10 protein-coding genes are annotated in these 13,921 nt (G+C 74.2%); 8 read left to right on the top strand and 2 right to left on the bottom strand.

Annotated elements, in window-relative coordinates:
- Positions 1–2 precede the first annotated feature (2 nt).
- The 7 genes from Sfr03f_RS16250 to Sfr03f_RS16220 all read left to right on the top strand — a co-directional run bounded on the left by Sfr03f_RS16250 (position 3) and on the right by Sfr03f_RS16220 (position 11,302).
- Complete coding sequence (locus Sfr03f_RS16250; RefSeq protein ID WP_108954604.1) at positions 3–3,092, top strand: SCO1167/SCO6262 family helicase; 3,090 nt, start codon at positions 3–5, stop codon at positions 3,090–3,092.
- On the top strand, positions 3,089–4,513 hold the full coding sequence (locus Sfr03f_RS16245) for a hypothetical protein (protein ID WP_108954603.1): 1,425 nt from the start codon (positions 3,089–3,091) through the stop codon (positions 4,511–4,513). Before Sfr03f_RS16250 ends, Sfr03f_RS16245 begins: the two co-directional genes overlap by 4 nt.
- Before the next feature lie 381 nt (positions 4,514–4,894).
- Entirely contained in the window at positions 4,895–5,797 is a 903-nt protein-coding gene (locus tag Sfr03f_RS16240; protein ID WP_245967581.1) for an endonuclease/exonuclease/phosphatase family protein, read from the top strand.
- A 457-nt stretch (positions 5,798–6,254) separates the two neighbouring features.
- Complete coding sequence (locus Sfr03f_RS16235) at positions 6,255–7,028, top strand: isoprenyl transferase (RefSeq protein ID WP_108954601.1); 774 nt, start codon at positions 6,255–6,257, stop codon at positions 7,026–7,028.
- 387 nt (positions 7,029–7,415) lie between these two features.
- Positions 7,416–8,741 (top strand): RNA 5'-3' helicase PhoH2, encoded by a 1,326-nt coding sequence (phoH2, locus tag Sfr03f_RS16230; RefSeq protein ID WP_108954600.1) that lies wholly within the window; start codon positions 7,416–7,418, stop codon positions 8,739–8,741.
- A 462-nt stretch (positions 8,742–9,203) separates the two neighbouring features.
- Positions 9,204–9,902 carry an aggregation-promoting factor C-terminal-like domain-containing protein gene (locus Sfr03f_RS16225; RefSeq protein ID WP_471997479.1) on the top strand — a complete coding sequence of 233 codons (699 nt, stop codon included), beginning with the start codon at positions 9,204–9,206 and terminating at the stop codon, positions 9,900–9,902.
- Positions 9,903–10,066: 164 nt separating this feature from the next.
- On the top strand, positions 10,067–11,302 hold the full coding sequence (locus Sfr03f_RS16220; protein WP_108954598.1) for an AI-2E family transporter: 1,236 nt from the start codon (positions 10,067–10,069) through the stop codon (positions 11,300–11,302).
- A gap of 139 nt (positions 11,303–11,441) precedes the next feature.
- Here Sfr03f_RS16220 and ahpD read toward each other — a convergent pair whose 3' ends face one another.
- The gene (gene ahpD / locus Sfr03f_RS16215) at positions 11,442–11,978 is read right to left on the bottom strand and encodes an alkylhydroperoxidase, AhpD family (RefSeq protein WP_108954597.1); all 537 of its coding nucleotides are present in this window, start codon (positions 11,976–11,978) and stop codon (positions 11,442–11,444) included.
- A 3-nt stretch (positions 11,979–11,981) separates the two neighbouring features.
- A complete protein-coding gene (locus Sfr03f_RS16210; RefSeq protein ID WP_108954596.1) occupies positions 11,982–12,536 on the bottom strand; it encodes a peroxiredoxin in 555 nt (184 codons plus the stop codon).
- Between the two features lie 308 nt (positions 12,537–12,844).
- Between Sfr03f_RS16210 and Sfr03f_RS16205 the strand changes: the two genes are divergently transcribed.
- Complete coding sequence (locus tag Sfr03f_RS16205; protein WP_108954595.1) at positions 12,845–13,894, top strand: MarR family transcriptional regulator; 1,050 nt, start codon at positions 12,845–12,847, stop codon at positions 13,892–13,894.
- The last annotated feature ends 27 nt before the right edge of the window (positions 13,895–13,921 follow it).

Raw genomic sequence — 13,921 nt, 5'->3', positions numbered from 1 at the left:
GCATGGTGTGGTTGACGGGGAGCCAGGCGGCGGAGCTGACGCGGTGTGCAGCGGTCTTCGAACCGGGCGATCCCGCGCGCACCGGGCGGGTCGCCTTCCGGCTTCCCGCCGGGTCGCGGCCGCCGCGGAACCCGGCGGGGGAGCGCGGGTGGGCCCGGCTGGTGGTGCGGGACGACGGCGGCCGCCTCGTGCTGCGCACCGTCCCGGTGCTGCGGCTCACCGTGGCCGACGCGCTCCCCGTGCTCGCCCTGGCCCGCCGCCGGGCGTCCGACACCGCACCCGACGCCGCACCCGGCACCGCACCCGGCACGGCACCCCGGTCGGCGTCCGCCCCGGACCCCGCCGCCGCCCGGGACGACGGGGATGCCGCTCCGCACCCCGCCACCGCCTTCTGGGGCGGCGTCCTCGCGCTGGCCCTGCGGCTGCTCGCCCGGGAGCGCGCGCTGCCCGGGGTCTCACCGGGCGGCTACGACACCTGGCGGGCCGGGCCGTTCGACACCGAGGACGTGGAGCGCCTGCGCGAACTGGTGGCCGCCGCCCCGGCGGAGGCCGTCGCCGCGCCCGACTCCGACGTCACCGCGCTGGTCCGCGGCTTCCTGGACGCCGTCGCCGACACCCTGCCCCGCACCCCTGCCGCCCCCGTCGCCACCGGCCGCGCCGCCTTCGCCGCGACCGAGCCGCAGTACGTGCCGCAGTTGCGGGCCTGGGCCGACGAGATCTCCGCCGGTGTCGACTCCGGCGTACGCGTCTCCCTGCAGATCGAGATCGTCGACCCCGGAGGCCCCGGAGGCCCCGGAGGCCCCGGAGGCCCCGGAGGTCCTGGAGACCCTGGAGGTCCCGGAGGCGCCCCCACCACCCGCCTGGTCCCGCGGGCCCACAGCCTCGCCGATCCCACCGTCGCCATGGACGCGGACGCCCTGTTCGCCGGCGCCGACCACGCGCTGGGCCCCGCCGCCCAGGTGGACATGGTGCGCGCCCTGCGCCGCGCCGCCGACGTGTGGCCGCCCCTGGAACGCCTGCTGCCGGTGCCCGGCGCCCTGGACCTCAGCGCCCGCGAGCTGCGCGAACTCCTCGGCGCCGCCGGCGACCGGCTGGCCGCGCACGGCGTCGAGGTGGTCCGCCCGCCCGGCTCGGAGACCGGCGTCCTCACCGCCCGCGCCGTGGTGGGCTCCGGCCAGGCCGACGGCGCGGACCTCGGAGCGCTGTTCGGCGGCGCACGCGGCGATCACGCCGGTCCCGTGCAGCTGACCTGGCAGCTCTGCCTGGACGACGACCCGCTCACCGAGGAGGAGACCGCCGAGGTCACCGCCGTGGTGGAGGCGGGCGGCTCCGCCGTCCGGCTGCGCGGCCGGTGGCTGCTGATCGGGGACGCCCCCGCCCGCACCGTCCGCGAGAAGGGCGGGCTCAGACCCCTCACGGCGGTCGAGGCGCTGGCCGCCGCGCTGACCGGCGGGACGGAGGTCCGGGGCGCCGAGGTCTCCGTGCTGCCCGACGAACAGCTCGTCGAGATCGCCCGCAGTCTCACCGCGCCCGGCCGGGGCGACGACTCCGGTCTGGTCGAGCCCCCGGCCGCGCTCACCGCCACCCTGCGCGACTACCAGCTCCGCGGCCTGACCTGGCTGCACCGGCTCACCTCCCTCGGATTCGGCGGCTGCCTCGCGGACGACATGGGTCTGGGCAAGACCGTCCAGCTGATCGCCCTCCACCTGCTCAGACGCGGGTGTGACAAGGAGGCCGGCGGACCCACCCTGGTGGTCTGTCCCGCCTCGCTGCTCGGCAACTGGGAACGCGAGGTGAAGCGTTTCGCCCCGGGCGTCCCGGTCCGCCGGCACCACGGCCCCGGCCGCACCCTGGAGGGCGTCGAGGACGGCTTCGTCCTCACCACCTACGGCACCATGCGCCTCGACGCCGCCCAACTCGCCGCGGTGCGCTGGGACCTGGTCGTCGCCGACGAGGCCCAGCACGTGAAGAACGCGTACTCCTCCACCGCCAAGGCGCTGCGCCGCATCGGCGGCGACGCCGTCCGGATCGCCCTCACCGGCACGCCCGTGGAGAACAACCTCTCCGAGCTCTGGGCCATCCTCGACTGGACCACCCCCGGGCTCCTCGGCGGCCACGCCCGGTTCCGCCGCCGCTGGATCGCCCGCATCGACGCCGAACGCGGCGGACGCCTCGACCGCTCCGACCGCTCCGACCGTGACGGGACCGCGGCCGCGCGCCCCGCCACCGGCCCCGGCGAACTGCCCGCCGCCGAGCAACTGGCAGCCCTGGTCAGCCCGTTCCTCTTGCGGCGGCGCAAGAGCGACCCCGGCATCGCGCCCGAGCTGCCGCCCAAGACCGAGACCGACCGCCCGGTCCCGCTCACCGCGGAACAGGCCACGCTGTACCGGGCCCAGGTCGAGCGGGCCATGGCGCGGATCCGCGCCGCGGGCGAACAGAAGGGCGGGGACGGCGCCTTCGCCCGGGCCGGGATGGTGCTGCGGCTGCTCACCTCGCTCAAGCAGATCTGCAACCACCCGGCCCAGTTCCTCAGGGAGGACCCGGCCGAGGCGCGGCTGACGGGCCGCTCCGGCAAGCTGGAGCTGCTGGACGAGCTGCTCGGCACCATCCTCGCCGAGGACGGCGCCGCCCTGGTCTTCACCCAGTACGTCACCATGGCCCGCCTCCTGGAACGTCACCTCGCTGCCCGCGGCATCCCCGCGCTGCTGCTCCACGGCGGCACCCCGGTCGCCGAACGGGAGCGGCTGGTGCGGCGGTTCCAGGACGGCGAGGCACCGGTCTTCCTGCTCTCGCTCAAGGCGGCCGGCACCGGCCTCAACCTGACCCGCGCCGACCACGTCGTCCACTACGACCGCTGGTGGAACCCGGCGGTCGAGGCGCAGGCCACCGACCGCGCGCACCGCATCGGGCAGACCCGGCCCGTGCAGGTGCACCGGATGATCGTCGAGGGCACGGTCGAGGACCGCATCGCCGCGCTGCTGGAGGCCAAGAAGGAACTCGCCGACGCCGTCCTCGGCTCCGGCGAGCAGGTGCTCGCCCGGCTGTCCGACGACGAACTGGCCGACCTGGTCGCGCTGAGGAGCACCGAATGAACGACGCCGCAGCACCGTCGTCCGGATCCGCGGGGGAGCGGACGCTGCCCGCGTTCCCCGTCCGCCGCGGAGGGGCCACCCGCGGCCGCACCGCCTGGGCGCGGGCGTGGACGGCGGCCGTGGAGGACGTCTGGCCGGAGGACGAACCGCTGCGGCGGGGCCGTGCCTTCGCCCGCTCCGGCCGCCTCGGACCCGTCACCGTCGCCCCGGGCCGGGTCCGCGCCGAGAGCTACACGGGGGACGCGGCGCACGCCACGGAGCTCACCGTGCCGGTGCTCGACGACGCCGCGTGGGACCGGATCTCCGAGCACCTCGCCGACCGGCCGGAGACGGCGGCGGCGCTGCTGGAGGGGGAGGTGCTCCCCGCCGGACTCGCCGCGGAAGCCGGGCTGCCGCTGCTCCCCGGCCACGGTGACCTGGACGCCGCGTGCGGCTGCGACGCCCCCGAGCACCCCTGCGCCCACGCGCTGGCGCTGGCCGTCCAGACGGCGTGGCTGCTGGACGACGACCCCTGGCTGCTGGCGCTGCTGCGCGGACGGACCCCTGAGGCGGTGCTGGACGACCTGAAGTCGGAGCTGCTGCTGCGGGCCATGACGGAGGTGACGGGGCAGGACGACGGGGCGGCCCCGGACGCCGAGGCCGACGAGGTCTCCGCGGAGGAGGACGAGGACGGGGCGGCCCCGCGGGAGGGGGACGACGAGGCGGAGGAGGACGTCGAACCCGTCCCCGCCGACCCCCCGGAGCCCGACGGCAAGGCACCGCGGAGCAACCGCGAGGCGTACGCCAGACCCCCGGCGCCGCTGCCGCCGCTGCCCCCGGTGCCGAAGCGGCGGACCGGAGCGGAGGAGGAACCACCGGCCACCGGGATCGAGGCGGACCCGCTGGACCGGTTGGTGGCCGACGCGGCGGTACGGGCACGCGAGCTGCTGGCCCATCTGCACGGCACGGGCGCCGAGGACCCGCCGCCTCCGCCGGACCCCTGGCAGGACACCGTGCGCCTGGCCGCCACCCACCCGGACCCGCGGGCACGGGAGCGGCTGCGGCAGGCGGTGGCGGAGCGGGCCGCCGAACGCGGCACCGGGCACGACGTCGACCAGCTGACCGAGGCGTGGCGCACGGCCGGTGCGGCGGGACTGGACGTGCTGGAACACCCCTGGACGCCGGACCCCGCCGCGACGGCGCGGGCACGGACCGCGCTGGCCGAGGCCTGGTCGCCGGACGAGGAGCCGCGGCTCACCGTGGAGGAGAACCGCTTCACCTTCGGAGGGAGAGGGCTGCAGCTGCGACTGGGGCGGGACGGCCGGTGGTACGGGTACCGGCGACGTGACGGGGTGTGGTGGCCCTCCGGCGAGCCGGCCGCCGACGCCGCCGCCGCGACCGGCGAACTGCTGGCGGCCGAGGAAGGGCACCACAAGACCTGACCCCCACCCCCGAGCCCGCACCGCCCGTGACCGGCCGCCGCCGTGGTCCGCCCGGGCCACCCGTGACCGGCCGCCGACGCCGTGGTCCGCCCGCACCGGTTGCCGCCCGGGTCACCCGGGTCGCCCGGGGACCCGAACCGGGAGCCGCCGGGTCGCGCCGTGGACCCGCACCGCCCGGACCGGCCATCCCCCGTCCCACGCCCGTCCCACGGCCGTCCCACGCCCGACCCGCCCGCCGCCCGGGTCGCCCCCGGAACCGCGCCGCCCCGATCCGCGTCCTGCCCCCACATGGCCTCGACGCCGACACCGAACCCGAACCCGACCCCACGCCGGCCCCGGACCCGGAAGCTCGCCGTCCCGGCGCGGCGGCACGCCCCCGCCGTGTTCGCCCTGCCGGTGGCCGCCCTGCTGGCAGGGCACTCGGCGGTGCCCGACGGCGGTCCGCGGCTCGGCAGCCTCCTGGAGACGTTCCTGCCCTGGCTGGGCCTCGCCGTGCCGCCGCTCCTGCTGTTCACCCTGCTGCGCCGCCGGACTCCCGTCGCGCTGTGCGCCGCGCTGCTCCCCGCCCTCACCTGGGTGTGGCTCTTCGGCCCCCATCTGCTGCCGCGGCCGGAGCCGCGCCCGGACCTCACCGTCGTCCAGCACAACGTGAACGACGTGAACCCCGACCCCGCGGCCACCGCCCGTGCCGTGGCCGCTCCCCGCCCCGACCTGATCGCCCTCGAGGAGGTCACGCCCGACAGTCTCCCCGTGATCCGCGCCGTCCTCCGCGCGCGCTACCCCCACCACGCCTCGTCCGGCACGGTCGCCCTCTTCTCCCGCCACCCGCTCGGCGACGTCCGCCCGCTCGACATCCGCCCCGCCGGGGTGGACCCCTCCTGGCGGCGGGCCCTGCGCGCCACCGTCCGGCTGCCCCGCCACGGTGAGATCGCCGTCCACGTCGCCCACCTCCCCTCGGTCCGCGTGTCGCCCGTCGCCGGGTTCACCTCCGGCCGCCGCGACGAGAGCGCCCGCCTCCTCGCCGCCGCGATCGACGCCGAGCCCCTGCCCCGCGTCCTCCTCCTCGGCGACCTCAACTCCACCCTCGACGACGGCGGCCTCGCCCCCTTGACCTCCCGCCTCGCCACCCCCGTGCACGGTGGCTTCTCCTTCACCTGGCCCGCCGCCTTCCCCCTGGCCCGCATCGACCAGGCCCTCGCCCGCGGCCCCCGCGGCCTCCACGTCTCCTCCCTCCCCCCGACGCCCAGCGACCACCTCCCCCTCCTCGCCCGCATCCGCCTCTGAGCGGCGCGGGCCGTCGCGTCAGCCGCAGTGTGTCGGAGGTCGCCCGGACGGGGGACGGGAGAGGTGGGAGGGCTGTGACGGGACGGGGCTGTGAAACGGGGGTGAGGGGGCGGTGACGCCTTGGAATGAAATGTGACATCGGCCCCATGGGATGCGAATCGATCACGAGCCGGTAGGCTGCGTGGTCGAAATGCCGGAAATGCGGTGCGCGTGGCGTCGCCGAGCGGCTTCGGAGAGTAGTTGTTTGCCGCCAATGTACGCGCCATCCCTTACGAAGGGTTATGGTGGAACTCCCCCCCTCGGGCCGGTCCGTCTCCCCCCCACGGACCGGCCCGTTTTCTTTGCCGCGACACGGCCCCGGTGTCCGCGCCCCTCGGCCCCGCAGGGGGCGGGCCGGGCGCCGCAGGGGGCGGGGGTACGCTTCCCGGGGGATCCGCACGGAGGGGCTGACAATCACGTGAAGCTGCGCGACAACCTTCGCCGCCTGCTCGTCAGGGTCTACGCACGCCGCGTAGAGGGCCACCTCGACCATGCCCAGGTGCCCAAACACATCGGCGTGATCGTGGACGGCAACCGGCGCTGGGCGAAGGCGGCCGGCGGCACCACCGCCGAGGGTCACCAGGCCGGTGCGGAGAAGATCGAGGAGTTCCTCGGCTGGTGCGCCGAGACCGACGTCGAGGTCGTCACCCTCTGGCTGCTCTCCACGGACAACCTCGACCGCCCGCAGGAGGAACTCGTCCCGCTGCTCGGCATCATCGAGGGCGTGGTGAACTCCCTCGCCGCCGACGGCCGCTGGCGTCTGCACCACGTGGGCACCACGGACCGCCTCCCCGACGGGATGCTGCGCACGCTCAAGGAGGCCGAGGAGGCCACCGCCGGCAACACGGGGATACTCGTCAACGTCGCCATCGGCTACGGCGGGCGGCAGGAGATCGTCGACGCGGTGCGCTCCGTGCTCCAGGAGGCGTCCGAGAAGGGACGGACCCTGGACGAGGTCGCCGAGACCATCGACGTCGACCTCATCGGGCGTCACCTCTACACCGGCGACCAGCCCGACCCGGACCTGGTGATCCGCACCAGCGGTGAGCAGCGCCTGTCCGGCTTCATGCTCTGGCAGACCGCGCACTCCGAGTACTACTTCTGCGAGGTCTTCTGGCCTGCCTTCCGCAAGGTCGACTTCCTGCGCGCGCTGCGCGACTACGCGGCCCGGCACCGCCGTTTCGGCGGCTGAAACTCGACGTTCCGCGGGCCCGTCCACCGGGCCGGAACGACGTTGCTTTTCCAACTCCCCCTCGCCGCCGACGAGTTCACACACTCGCGGGTGGCGTGGGGGAGTTGTCGTACGACGGGGCGTGGCGACGGCATGGCGAGGGTCCTGGGCGGGCATAACCCCTGCAGGTCGACGCCCGAACCACGGGTGTCACACCTCAGCGGGCGGCGCAGGGACCGTCCGTCCGGGAGGCCCTTTGCACCAGCCCGACCGTGCCGCCGAGGCAGTCACGGACGAAGCGGGGGGCCGGTTCTCGGCCCGCGCATCTGCGCCCGAGACCGGTCCGGACGCGTTGTCCTCAAACCCTGTCGTCGCTCCCCGACCTTCCCCGAGGGGGTACGTCCTTCCGTGGTGACCAGCGCACAGCGCCACAAGCCCGACCGGCGCACCTACGTTCTCGACACCAGCGTCCTGCTGGCCGATCCCAACGCCGTCCACCGTTTCGACGAGCACGAAGTCGTGCTCCCCGTCGTGGTGGTGACGGAACTGGAGGCCAAGAGGCACCATCCCGAGCTGGGGTATTTCGCCCGGCAGGCGCTCCGCCTGCTCGACGACCAGCGGGTGCAGCACGGGCGGCTGGACGCGCCCATCCCGATCGGAGACCTGGGAGGCACCCTCAGGGTCGAGCTCAACCACTCGGATCCCAGCGTGCTGCCCTCCGGCTACCGGCTGGGCGACAACGACTCCCGGATCCTCGCGGTCGCCCGGAACCTCCAGGCCGAGGGCTTCGACGTCACGGTCGTCTCCAAGGACCTCCCGCTCAGGATCAAGGCGTCGTCGGTCGGGCTCCTCGCCGAGGAGTACCGCGCCGAGCTTGCCATCACGGACTCCTCCGGGTGGACCGGAATGTCCGAACTCACCCTTTCGGCCGAGCAGGTGGACCTGCTCTTCGAGGAGGGAGTGGTGCACGTCCCCGAGGCGGTCGACCTCCCGGTCCACACCGGGCTGCGGATCACCTCGGAGCGGGGCAAGGCGCTCGGCCGGGTCACCGCAGAGGGCGACGTGCGCCTGGTGCGCGGGGACCGCGAGGCGTTCGGGGTGAAGGGCCGCAGCGCCGAGCAGCGGATCGCCCTCGACCTGCTGCTGGACCCGGACATCGGGATCGTCTCGATGGGCGGCAGAGCCGGCACCGGCAAGTCCGCGCTGGCCCTGTGCGCCGGCCTGGAGGCGGTGCTGGAGCGGCGTCAGCACAAGAAGATCATGGTCTTCCGGCCGCTGTACGCGGTGGGCGGCCAGGACCTCGGCTACCTGCCGGGATCCGAGAGCGAGAAGATGAACCCCTGGGCGCAGGCGGTCTTCGACACGCTCTCCGCGGTCACCGGCCGCGAGGTGATCGAGGAGGTCACCTCGCGCGGGATGTTGGAGGTCCTGCCGCTGACCCACATCCGCGGCCGCTCCCTGCACGACGCGTTCGTGATCGTCGACGAGGCGCAGTCGCTGGAGCGGAACGTGCTCCTGACCGTGCTCTCCCGGATCGGCGCCAACTCGCGGGTGGTGCTCACCCACGACGTCGCCCAGCGCGACAACCTCCGGGTGGGCCGCTACGACGGAGTCGTCGCCGTGGTCGAGCGTCTGAAGGGGCATCCGCTCTTCGCCCACGTCACCCTCAACCGGTCCGAAAGGTCCCAGATCGCCGCGCTGGTCACGGAGATGCTCGAGGAGAGCGCGATGTGACAGTCCGGAAAAGATAGCTATCGGATGACCGGAGAGGAGTGCGGCTTTTCCTCCCTTAGTCCTCCGGCGGCCCTCAACTGGGCAGCACCGCAGGGAAGTCGAGCGCCGTCCGGCAAAGGCATGAGAGCCTAGCCGGGCGGCGTTCGCACGTCCTCCGGATCGGTGAAATTCCCCTGTGCGTGGGCCATGTGAGCTTTCACACGGCACCGGGAATTGCCTTGCGGTGTCCGTTACGGCAGAGTCTCACTTCTGTCAGGCCCCGCATGCGGCTCATCGGCACCCCCAGCGGTACCGCCCCCCATGAGCATCAAGGCCAACTGCATAGCGCAGCCGCATGCCGCCCGAGCTGTACACGGCGCTCCCGCTGGGGAGTCGCCCACCGGGCCCGCGCCTCCGTGACCCGCTGTTGGGAGGCCAGCGCCAGGGGCACGAACGCGTCCGCCAGGGTCACCGATGCGGGCGATGCTGGAAGGAAATCGTGTGAGCCGGATCTCGGTCCGGGGATTCGCGGTGGCTTCGGCCACGGCGGTCACCGCAGTCGGAAGCGTGGTCGGCGTCGCGACGGGCAGCACCGCCCAGCCGAACGACGCCCAGGCAACCGCCGAGGGCGCCACGCTGCTCCTCGCGGACATCCCGGCCGGCCAGCAGGCCGACGTCCAGGTCGCGCACCTGGAGGCACAGGCCGACGCACAGGCGATCGCCGCCGACTACGAGGCCCGCAAGGGCGCCGAGGCGGAGGCCCGCAAGGCGGCGGCCAAGCAGGCCATCGCCAAGAAGCAGGCCGCCGAGCGCGAGGCCGAGCAGAAGAAGGCCGACCGCGCCGCCCGCGAGAAGGCCGACGCGGCCGACTTCGCGGTGCAGTCCTCCTACACGACGGCCCAGGTCCAGGCGATGGCGCGCCAGATGGTCGCCGCCGACCAGTGGCAGTGCTTCAGCAACATCGTCTCGCACGAGTCCGGCTGGAACTACAAGGCGGTCAACCCGTCCTCCGGCGCCTACGGTCTCTTCCAGGCGCTTCCGGCCTCGAAGCTGGCCACGGCCGGCGCCGACTGGCAGACCAACCCGGCCACCCAGATCAAGTGGGGCCTCAACTACATGGAGTCCCGCTACGGCAGCCCCTGCGGCGCCTGGGACTTCTGGCAGGCCAACCACTGGTACTGAGCGGAACCGCACCGCGGTGACCCGGGAGCTTCGCTCCCGGGTCACCGCGCGTTCCCGCGGCAGCCCCCCACCGTCCGACGGTGGGGGGCTGCCGCCATGTACGGTCGTCGATACCAAGCTGACACGCACGGACTGACGGGGAGAGACGGGGGCAGAGGACGACCATGGCGCGACTACCTGACTGGGCGGGCCGGCTCGGCGCCGGACTCAACGCCGCGGGCAAGCGGTGGGAGGAGCGGCGGGCCGAGGCCCGCCGCGACGAGGGCAACGAGTCCGAGCACGAGCCGATCGTCGTGCAGCAGGTCGTGGTGCGGCCCGACCCGGCACAGGTGGTGCCGTGGGGGCTGCGCGTCGCCGCCGAGGCCGGCTGGCGGCTGCTCGTCCTGGCCGGCACCGTCTGGGTGCTGATGCGGGTGATCAGCTCCGTCCGGCTGATCGTGCTGTCCTTCGCCGGCGCCCTGCTGGTCACCGCGCTGCTGCAGCCGCTCGCCGCCCGCCTGATACGCCACGGGCTGCCGCGCGGCGCCGCCACCGCGCTCACCGCCGTGCTCGGCTTCGCGGTACTGGGCCTGATGGGCTGGTTCGTGACCTGGCAGATCATGGAGAACGCCGACAACCTCTCCGAGCAGGTCCAGGGCGGCATCGACGACCTGCGGCGATGGCTGCTGAACTCCCCGTTCCACGTGACGGAGAGCCAGATCAACGGCATCGCCGAGAACCTGCGCGAGGCGGTCGGCTCCAACACGGAATCCCTCACCTCGGCCGGGCTCGAGGGCGTCACGGTGGTCGTCGAGGCGCTCACCATGCTGCTCCTGATGATCTTCTGCACGCTGTTCCTGCTCCACGACGGCAAGAAGATCTGGGGCTGGACGCTGAAACTGGTCCCGGCGGCGGCCCGCTCGGGCGTCGCGGGCGCCGGCCCGATGGCCTGGCGCACGCTCACCGCCTACGTGCGGGGCACGGTGGTGGTGGCGCTGATCGACGCCGTCTTCATCGGCCTCGGCATCTACTTCCTGGACGTGCCGATGGCGGTGCCGCTGGCCGTCGTCATCTTCCTGTTCGCCTTCATCCCGCTGGTCGGCGCCTTCGTCTCCGGCGCCCTGGCGGTGCTGGTGGCGCTGGTGACCCAGGGCGTGTTCGTCGCGGTGATGACGCTGCTGGTGGTGCTGGCGGTGCAGCAGATCGAGGGCCACATCCTGCAGCCGTTCATCCTCGGCCGCGCGGTGCGGGTGCATCCGCTGGCCGTGGTGCTCTCCGTGTCCGCCGGCGGCATGATCGCCGGCATCGGCGGCGCGGTGGTGGCCGTCCCGCTGGTCGCCGTGCTGAACACGGTCGTCTCCTACCTGCACCGGCACGCCCACCGGGCGAGCGGACCGCCCGCCGGATCGACGGTGGCCTGACCGGGCGTCCCGCCGGACCGGCGGAAGGGCCCGAGCCGGCGGACCCGCGGAAGGACCGGGCGGGACGGGAACGGGTGAGGGGCGGGCGCCGTGCGGCGCCCGCCCCTCCCGCATGGGTCCCACCCGCGTCGGGGACGCGTCAGGATGACGCCATGACCGCCTCGGCGTCGAGGGTGACGGCGACGGCCTGGAGGACCGCCGCGATCTTGGTCGCCTCCTGCACCACCTCGCGGGAGACCCCCGCCTCGCGGAGCTTGTGCTCGTGCGAGTCCAGGCACGCGCCGCAGGCGTTCACCGCGGACACCGCGAACGCCCACAGCTCGAAGTCCGCCCGGTCCACGCCGGGGTCACCGAGGACGTTCATCCGCAGCCCGGCGCGCAGCGAGCCGTACTCCGGGTCGGAGAGCAGGTGCCGGGTGCGGTAGAAGACGTTGTTCATGGCCATGATGGCCGCGGCCGTCTTCGCCGCCCGGTAGGCCTCCGGCTTCAGGTTCTCCCGGGCCTCCGGCTCCAGTTCCCGCAGCACGAGCGGGGAGCGCGAGGCGATGGCGCAGGCCAGCACCGTCCCCCACAACGCCTGGGTGGGCAGCAGCGAGTTGCCGATCACCGTGCCCAGGTTGAGCCGCAGGTCCTTGGCGTAGTCCGGTATGGCCGACTTCAGTTCCGCGAGCGCCATCGGTCACACACCCGCCAGCAGGGCGGCCGGGTCCAGGGTGGCGTCGCCCTTGTTCCAGTTGCAGGGGCAGAGCTCGTCGGTCTGCAGGGCGTCCAGCACGCGGAGCACCTCCTGCGGGTTACGGCCCACGGAGCCGGCGGTCACCATGGTGAACTGGATCTCGCTGTTGGGGTCGACGACGAAGACCGCCCGCTGCGCGTACCCGTCCTCGTCCTCGATGCCGAGCGCCCTCATCAGCTCGTGCCGGGGGTCGGCGAGCAGCGGGAAGGGCAGCTCACGCAGGTCCGGGTGGTCCTTGCGCCAGGCGTGGTGGACGAACTCCGAGTCGCCGGAGAAGCCGAGCACCACGGCGTCGCGGTCGGCGAACTCCTCGTTCAGCCGGGCGAAGGCGGCGATCTCGGTCGGGCAGACGAAGGTGAAGTCCTTCGGGTAGGAGAAGACGACCTTCCACCGGCCCTCGTAGGTCTTGTGGTCGATCGTCTGGAACTCCCTGCCCTTCTCCAGCGAGACGCAGGCGGTGAGTTCGAATTCCGGGAACTTGTCACCGACAGTGAGCACGGGCTCTCCCTTGCGCGGGGGTGGACGTTCCACGTGATCGTGGCACAGACGGGTGCGTTTCCGGAAATAGGCCAACTCGCGGGTTTCGGGGCGGCGGTGCGCTGTGGGGGCGGTGTGACGATTCCGGTCCCCGACCGGTCGGATGAGCGAAGCATGACGGGGCTCGGCTGGCGTGAACGGTCATCTCCCGTCACCTGGCGACAGCTTCGGTCGCGTGCGGCCGGTATGCGCCGGGCCACTGTAGACATTGCCCCCTCAGGGCGACGTGTCAGGCAGATGTGCGACGGCGTTGCGGGTCGGGGGGTGTGATGACGGGCGTTCTGGACGGGGTGCTGGGCGCCGGCGCGCGCGGATCGCTCGACCGGGCCGGCTACGAGCGGCTCTCCGGGTCCCTCGCGGAGTGCGGACGCGAGGAGTTCACCGGGGAGCTGCGGGTGCAGGGCAGGCCCGGCGGCAGCTTCCACCTGCGCGGCGGCCTGGTCGTCGGGGTGGAGAGCCCCGGCGCTCCCGGCCCGGAGGCGCTGCTGCTGAGGTCCGGCCGGGTCACCGGGGAGCGCTGGACGGAGCTGGTGCGCGGCTCCGGCGGGCGGCGGTGGCCCGAGGACGAGCTCGTCGCGGACGGATGCGTGGGGGCGGCCCAGCTGCGGGTGGTCTGCATGCTGGCGCTGCAGGACGCGGCGTTCGCGATGGTGGCGGGGCGGGTGGAGGAGTGCGAGCGGCACGCCCGTGGGGAGGGCGCGGCGGAGCCGGTGGCTCCGGTGGGGGTGGGGGAGACGGCCGGGCGGCTGCTCCAGGAAGCGGTGCGCAAGCTGACCGCCCTGGACGGCATGGCCCGTCCGGTCCGCCCCGAACGCGAGACCCCGGCGGTGACGGCCGGGGCCGGGGCGGCCCTGCGCGGACGGCTCCTCACGCCGCTGCGTCGTGAGGTCCTGGCCGCCGCCGACGGCCGCAGCACCGCGCGGGACCTGGCCTTCCGGCTGGGCCGCGGGGTCTACGTCGTCACCGTGGAGGTGGCCCGCCTCCTCGAGGAACACCTCCTGGACTGCCCCGGCGGCCCGGCCCCGGTCCGTGTGGGGCCGCTCCCGGGCGTGGAGGTCCTGCCCCGCGTCCCGGTTCCGCGCGCGACCGCGGCCCCGTTCGCCGCCCCGGCCTCCGGACCCGGGCGGGAGGGGGCGGCCACGCAGGCGCCGGTCACCGAGCCGTCGGGGGTGCGCGCCCGGGCGGACCCGGCGGACACGCCCCAGGGGCTGCCGCGGCGCGAGCCCGGGGCCAGCGGGATCACCGAGGCCCTGGGCCGCGGCGCCCGCGGAAAGGGCTGGAAGGAGTTCTTCCGCAGGGGTGACGAACCCCCGCGATGACCGGACGCGAGACGACGACCACCGGCA

This window comes from Streptomyces fragilis (genome assembly GCF_003112515.1).
Taxonomy (GTDB): Bacteria; Actinomycetota; Actinomycetes; order Streptomycetales; family Streptomycetaceae; genus Streptomyces; species Streptomyces fragilis.
Note: the sequence above shows the minus strand (reverse complement) of the source record. Positions and strands in the feature narration are given on the sequence as shown.

Bases quoted from the DNA above. Each gene is read 5' to 3' on its own strand.
- Sfr03f_RS16250 (WP_108954604.1), top strand. From the start codon at position 3: ATGGTGTGGTTGACGGGGAGCCAGGCGGCGGAGCTGACGCGGTGTGCA.
- Sfr03f_RS16245 (WP_108954603.1), top strand. From the start codon at position 3,089: ATGAACGACGCCGCAGCACCGTCGTCCGGATCCGCGGGGGAGCGGACG.
- Sfr03f_RS16225 (WP_471997479.1), top strand. From the start codon at position 9,204: ATGCTGGAAGGAAATCGTGTGAGCCGGATCTCGGTCCGGGGATTCGCG.
- Sfr03f_RS16220 (WP_108954598.1), top strand. From the start codon at position 10,067: ATGGCGCGACTACCTGACTGGGCGGGCCGGCTCGGCGCCGGACTCAAC.
- ahpD (WP_108954597.1), bottom strand. From the start codon at position 11,978: ATGGCGCTCGCGGAACTGAAGTCGGCCATACCGGACTACGCCAAGGAC.
- Sfr03f_RS16205 (WP_108954595.1), top strand. From the start codon at position 12,845: ATGACGGGCGTTCTGGACGGGGTGCTGGGCGCCGGCGCGCGCGGATCG.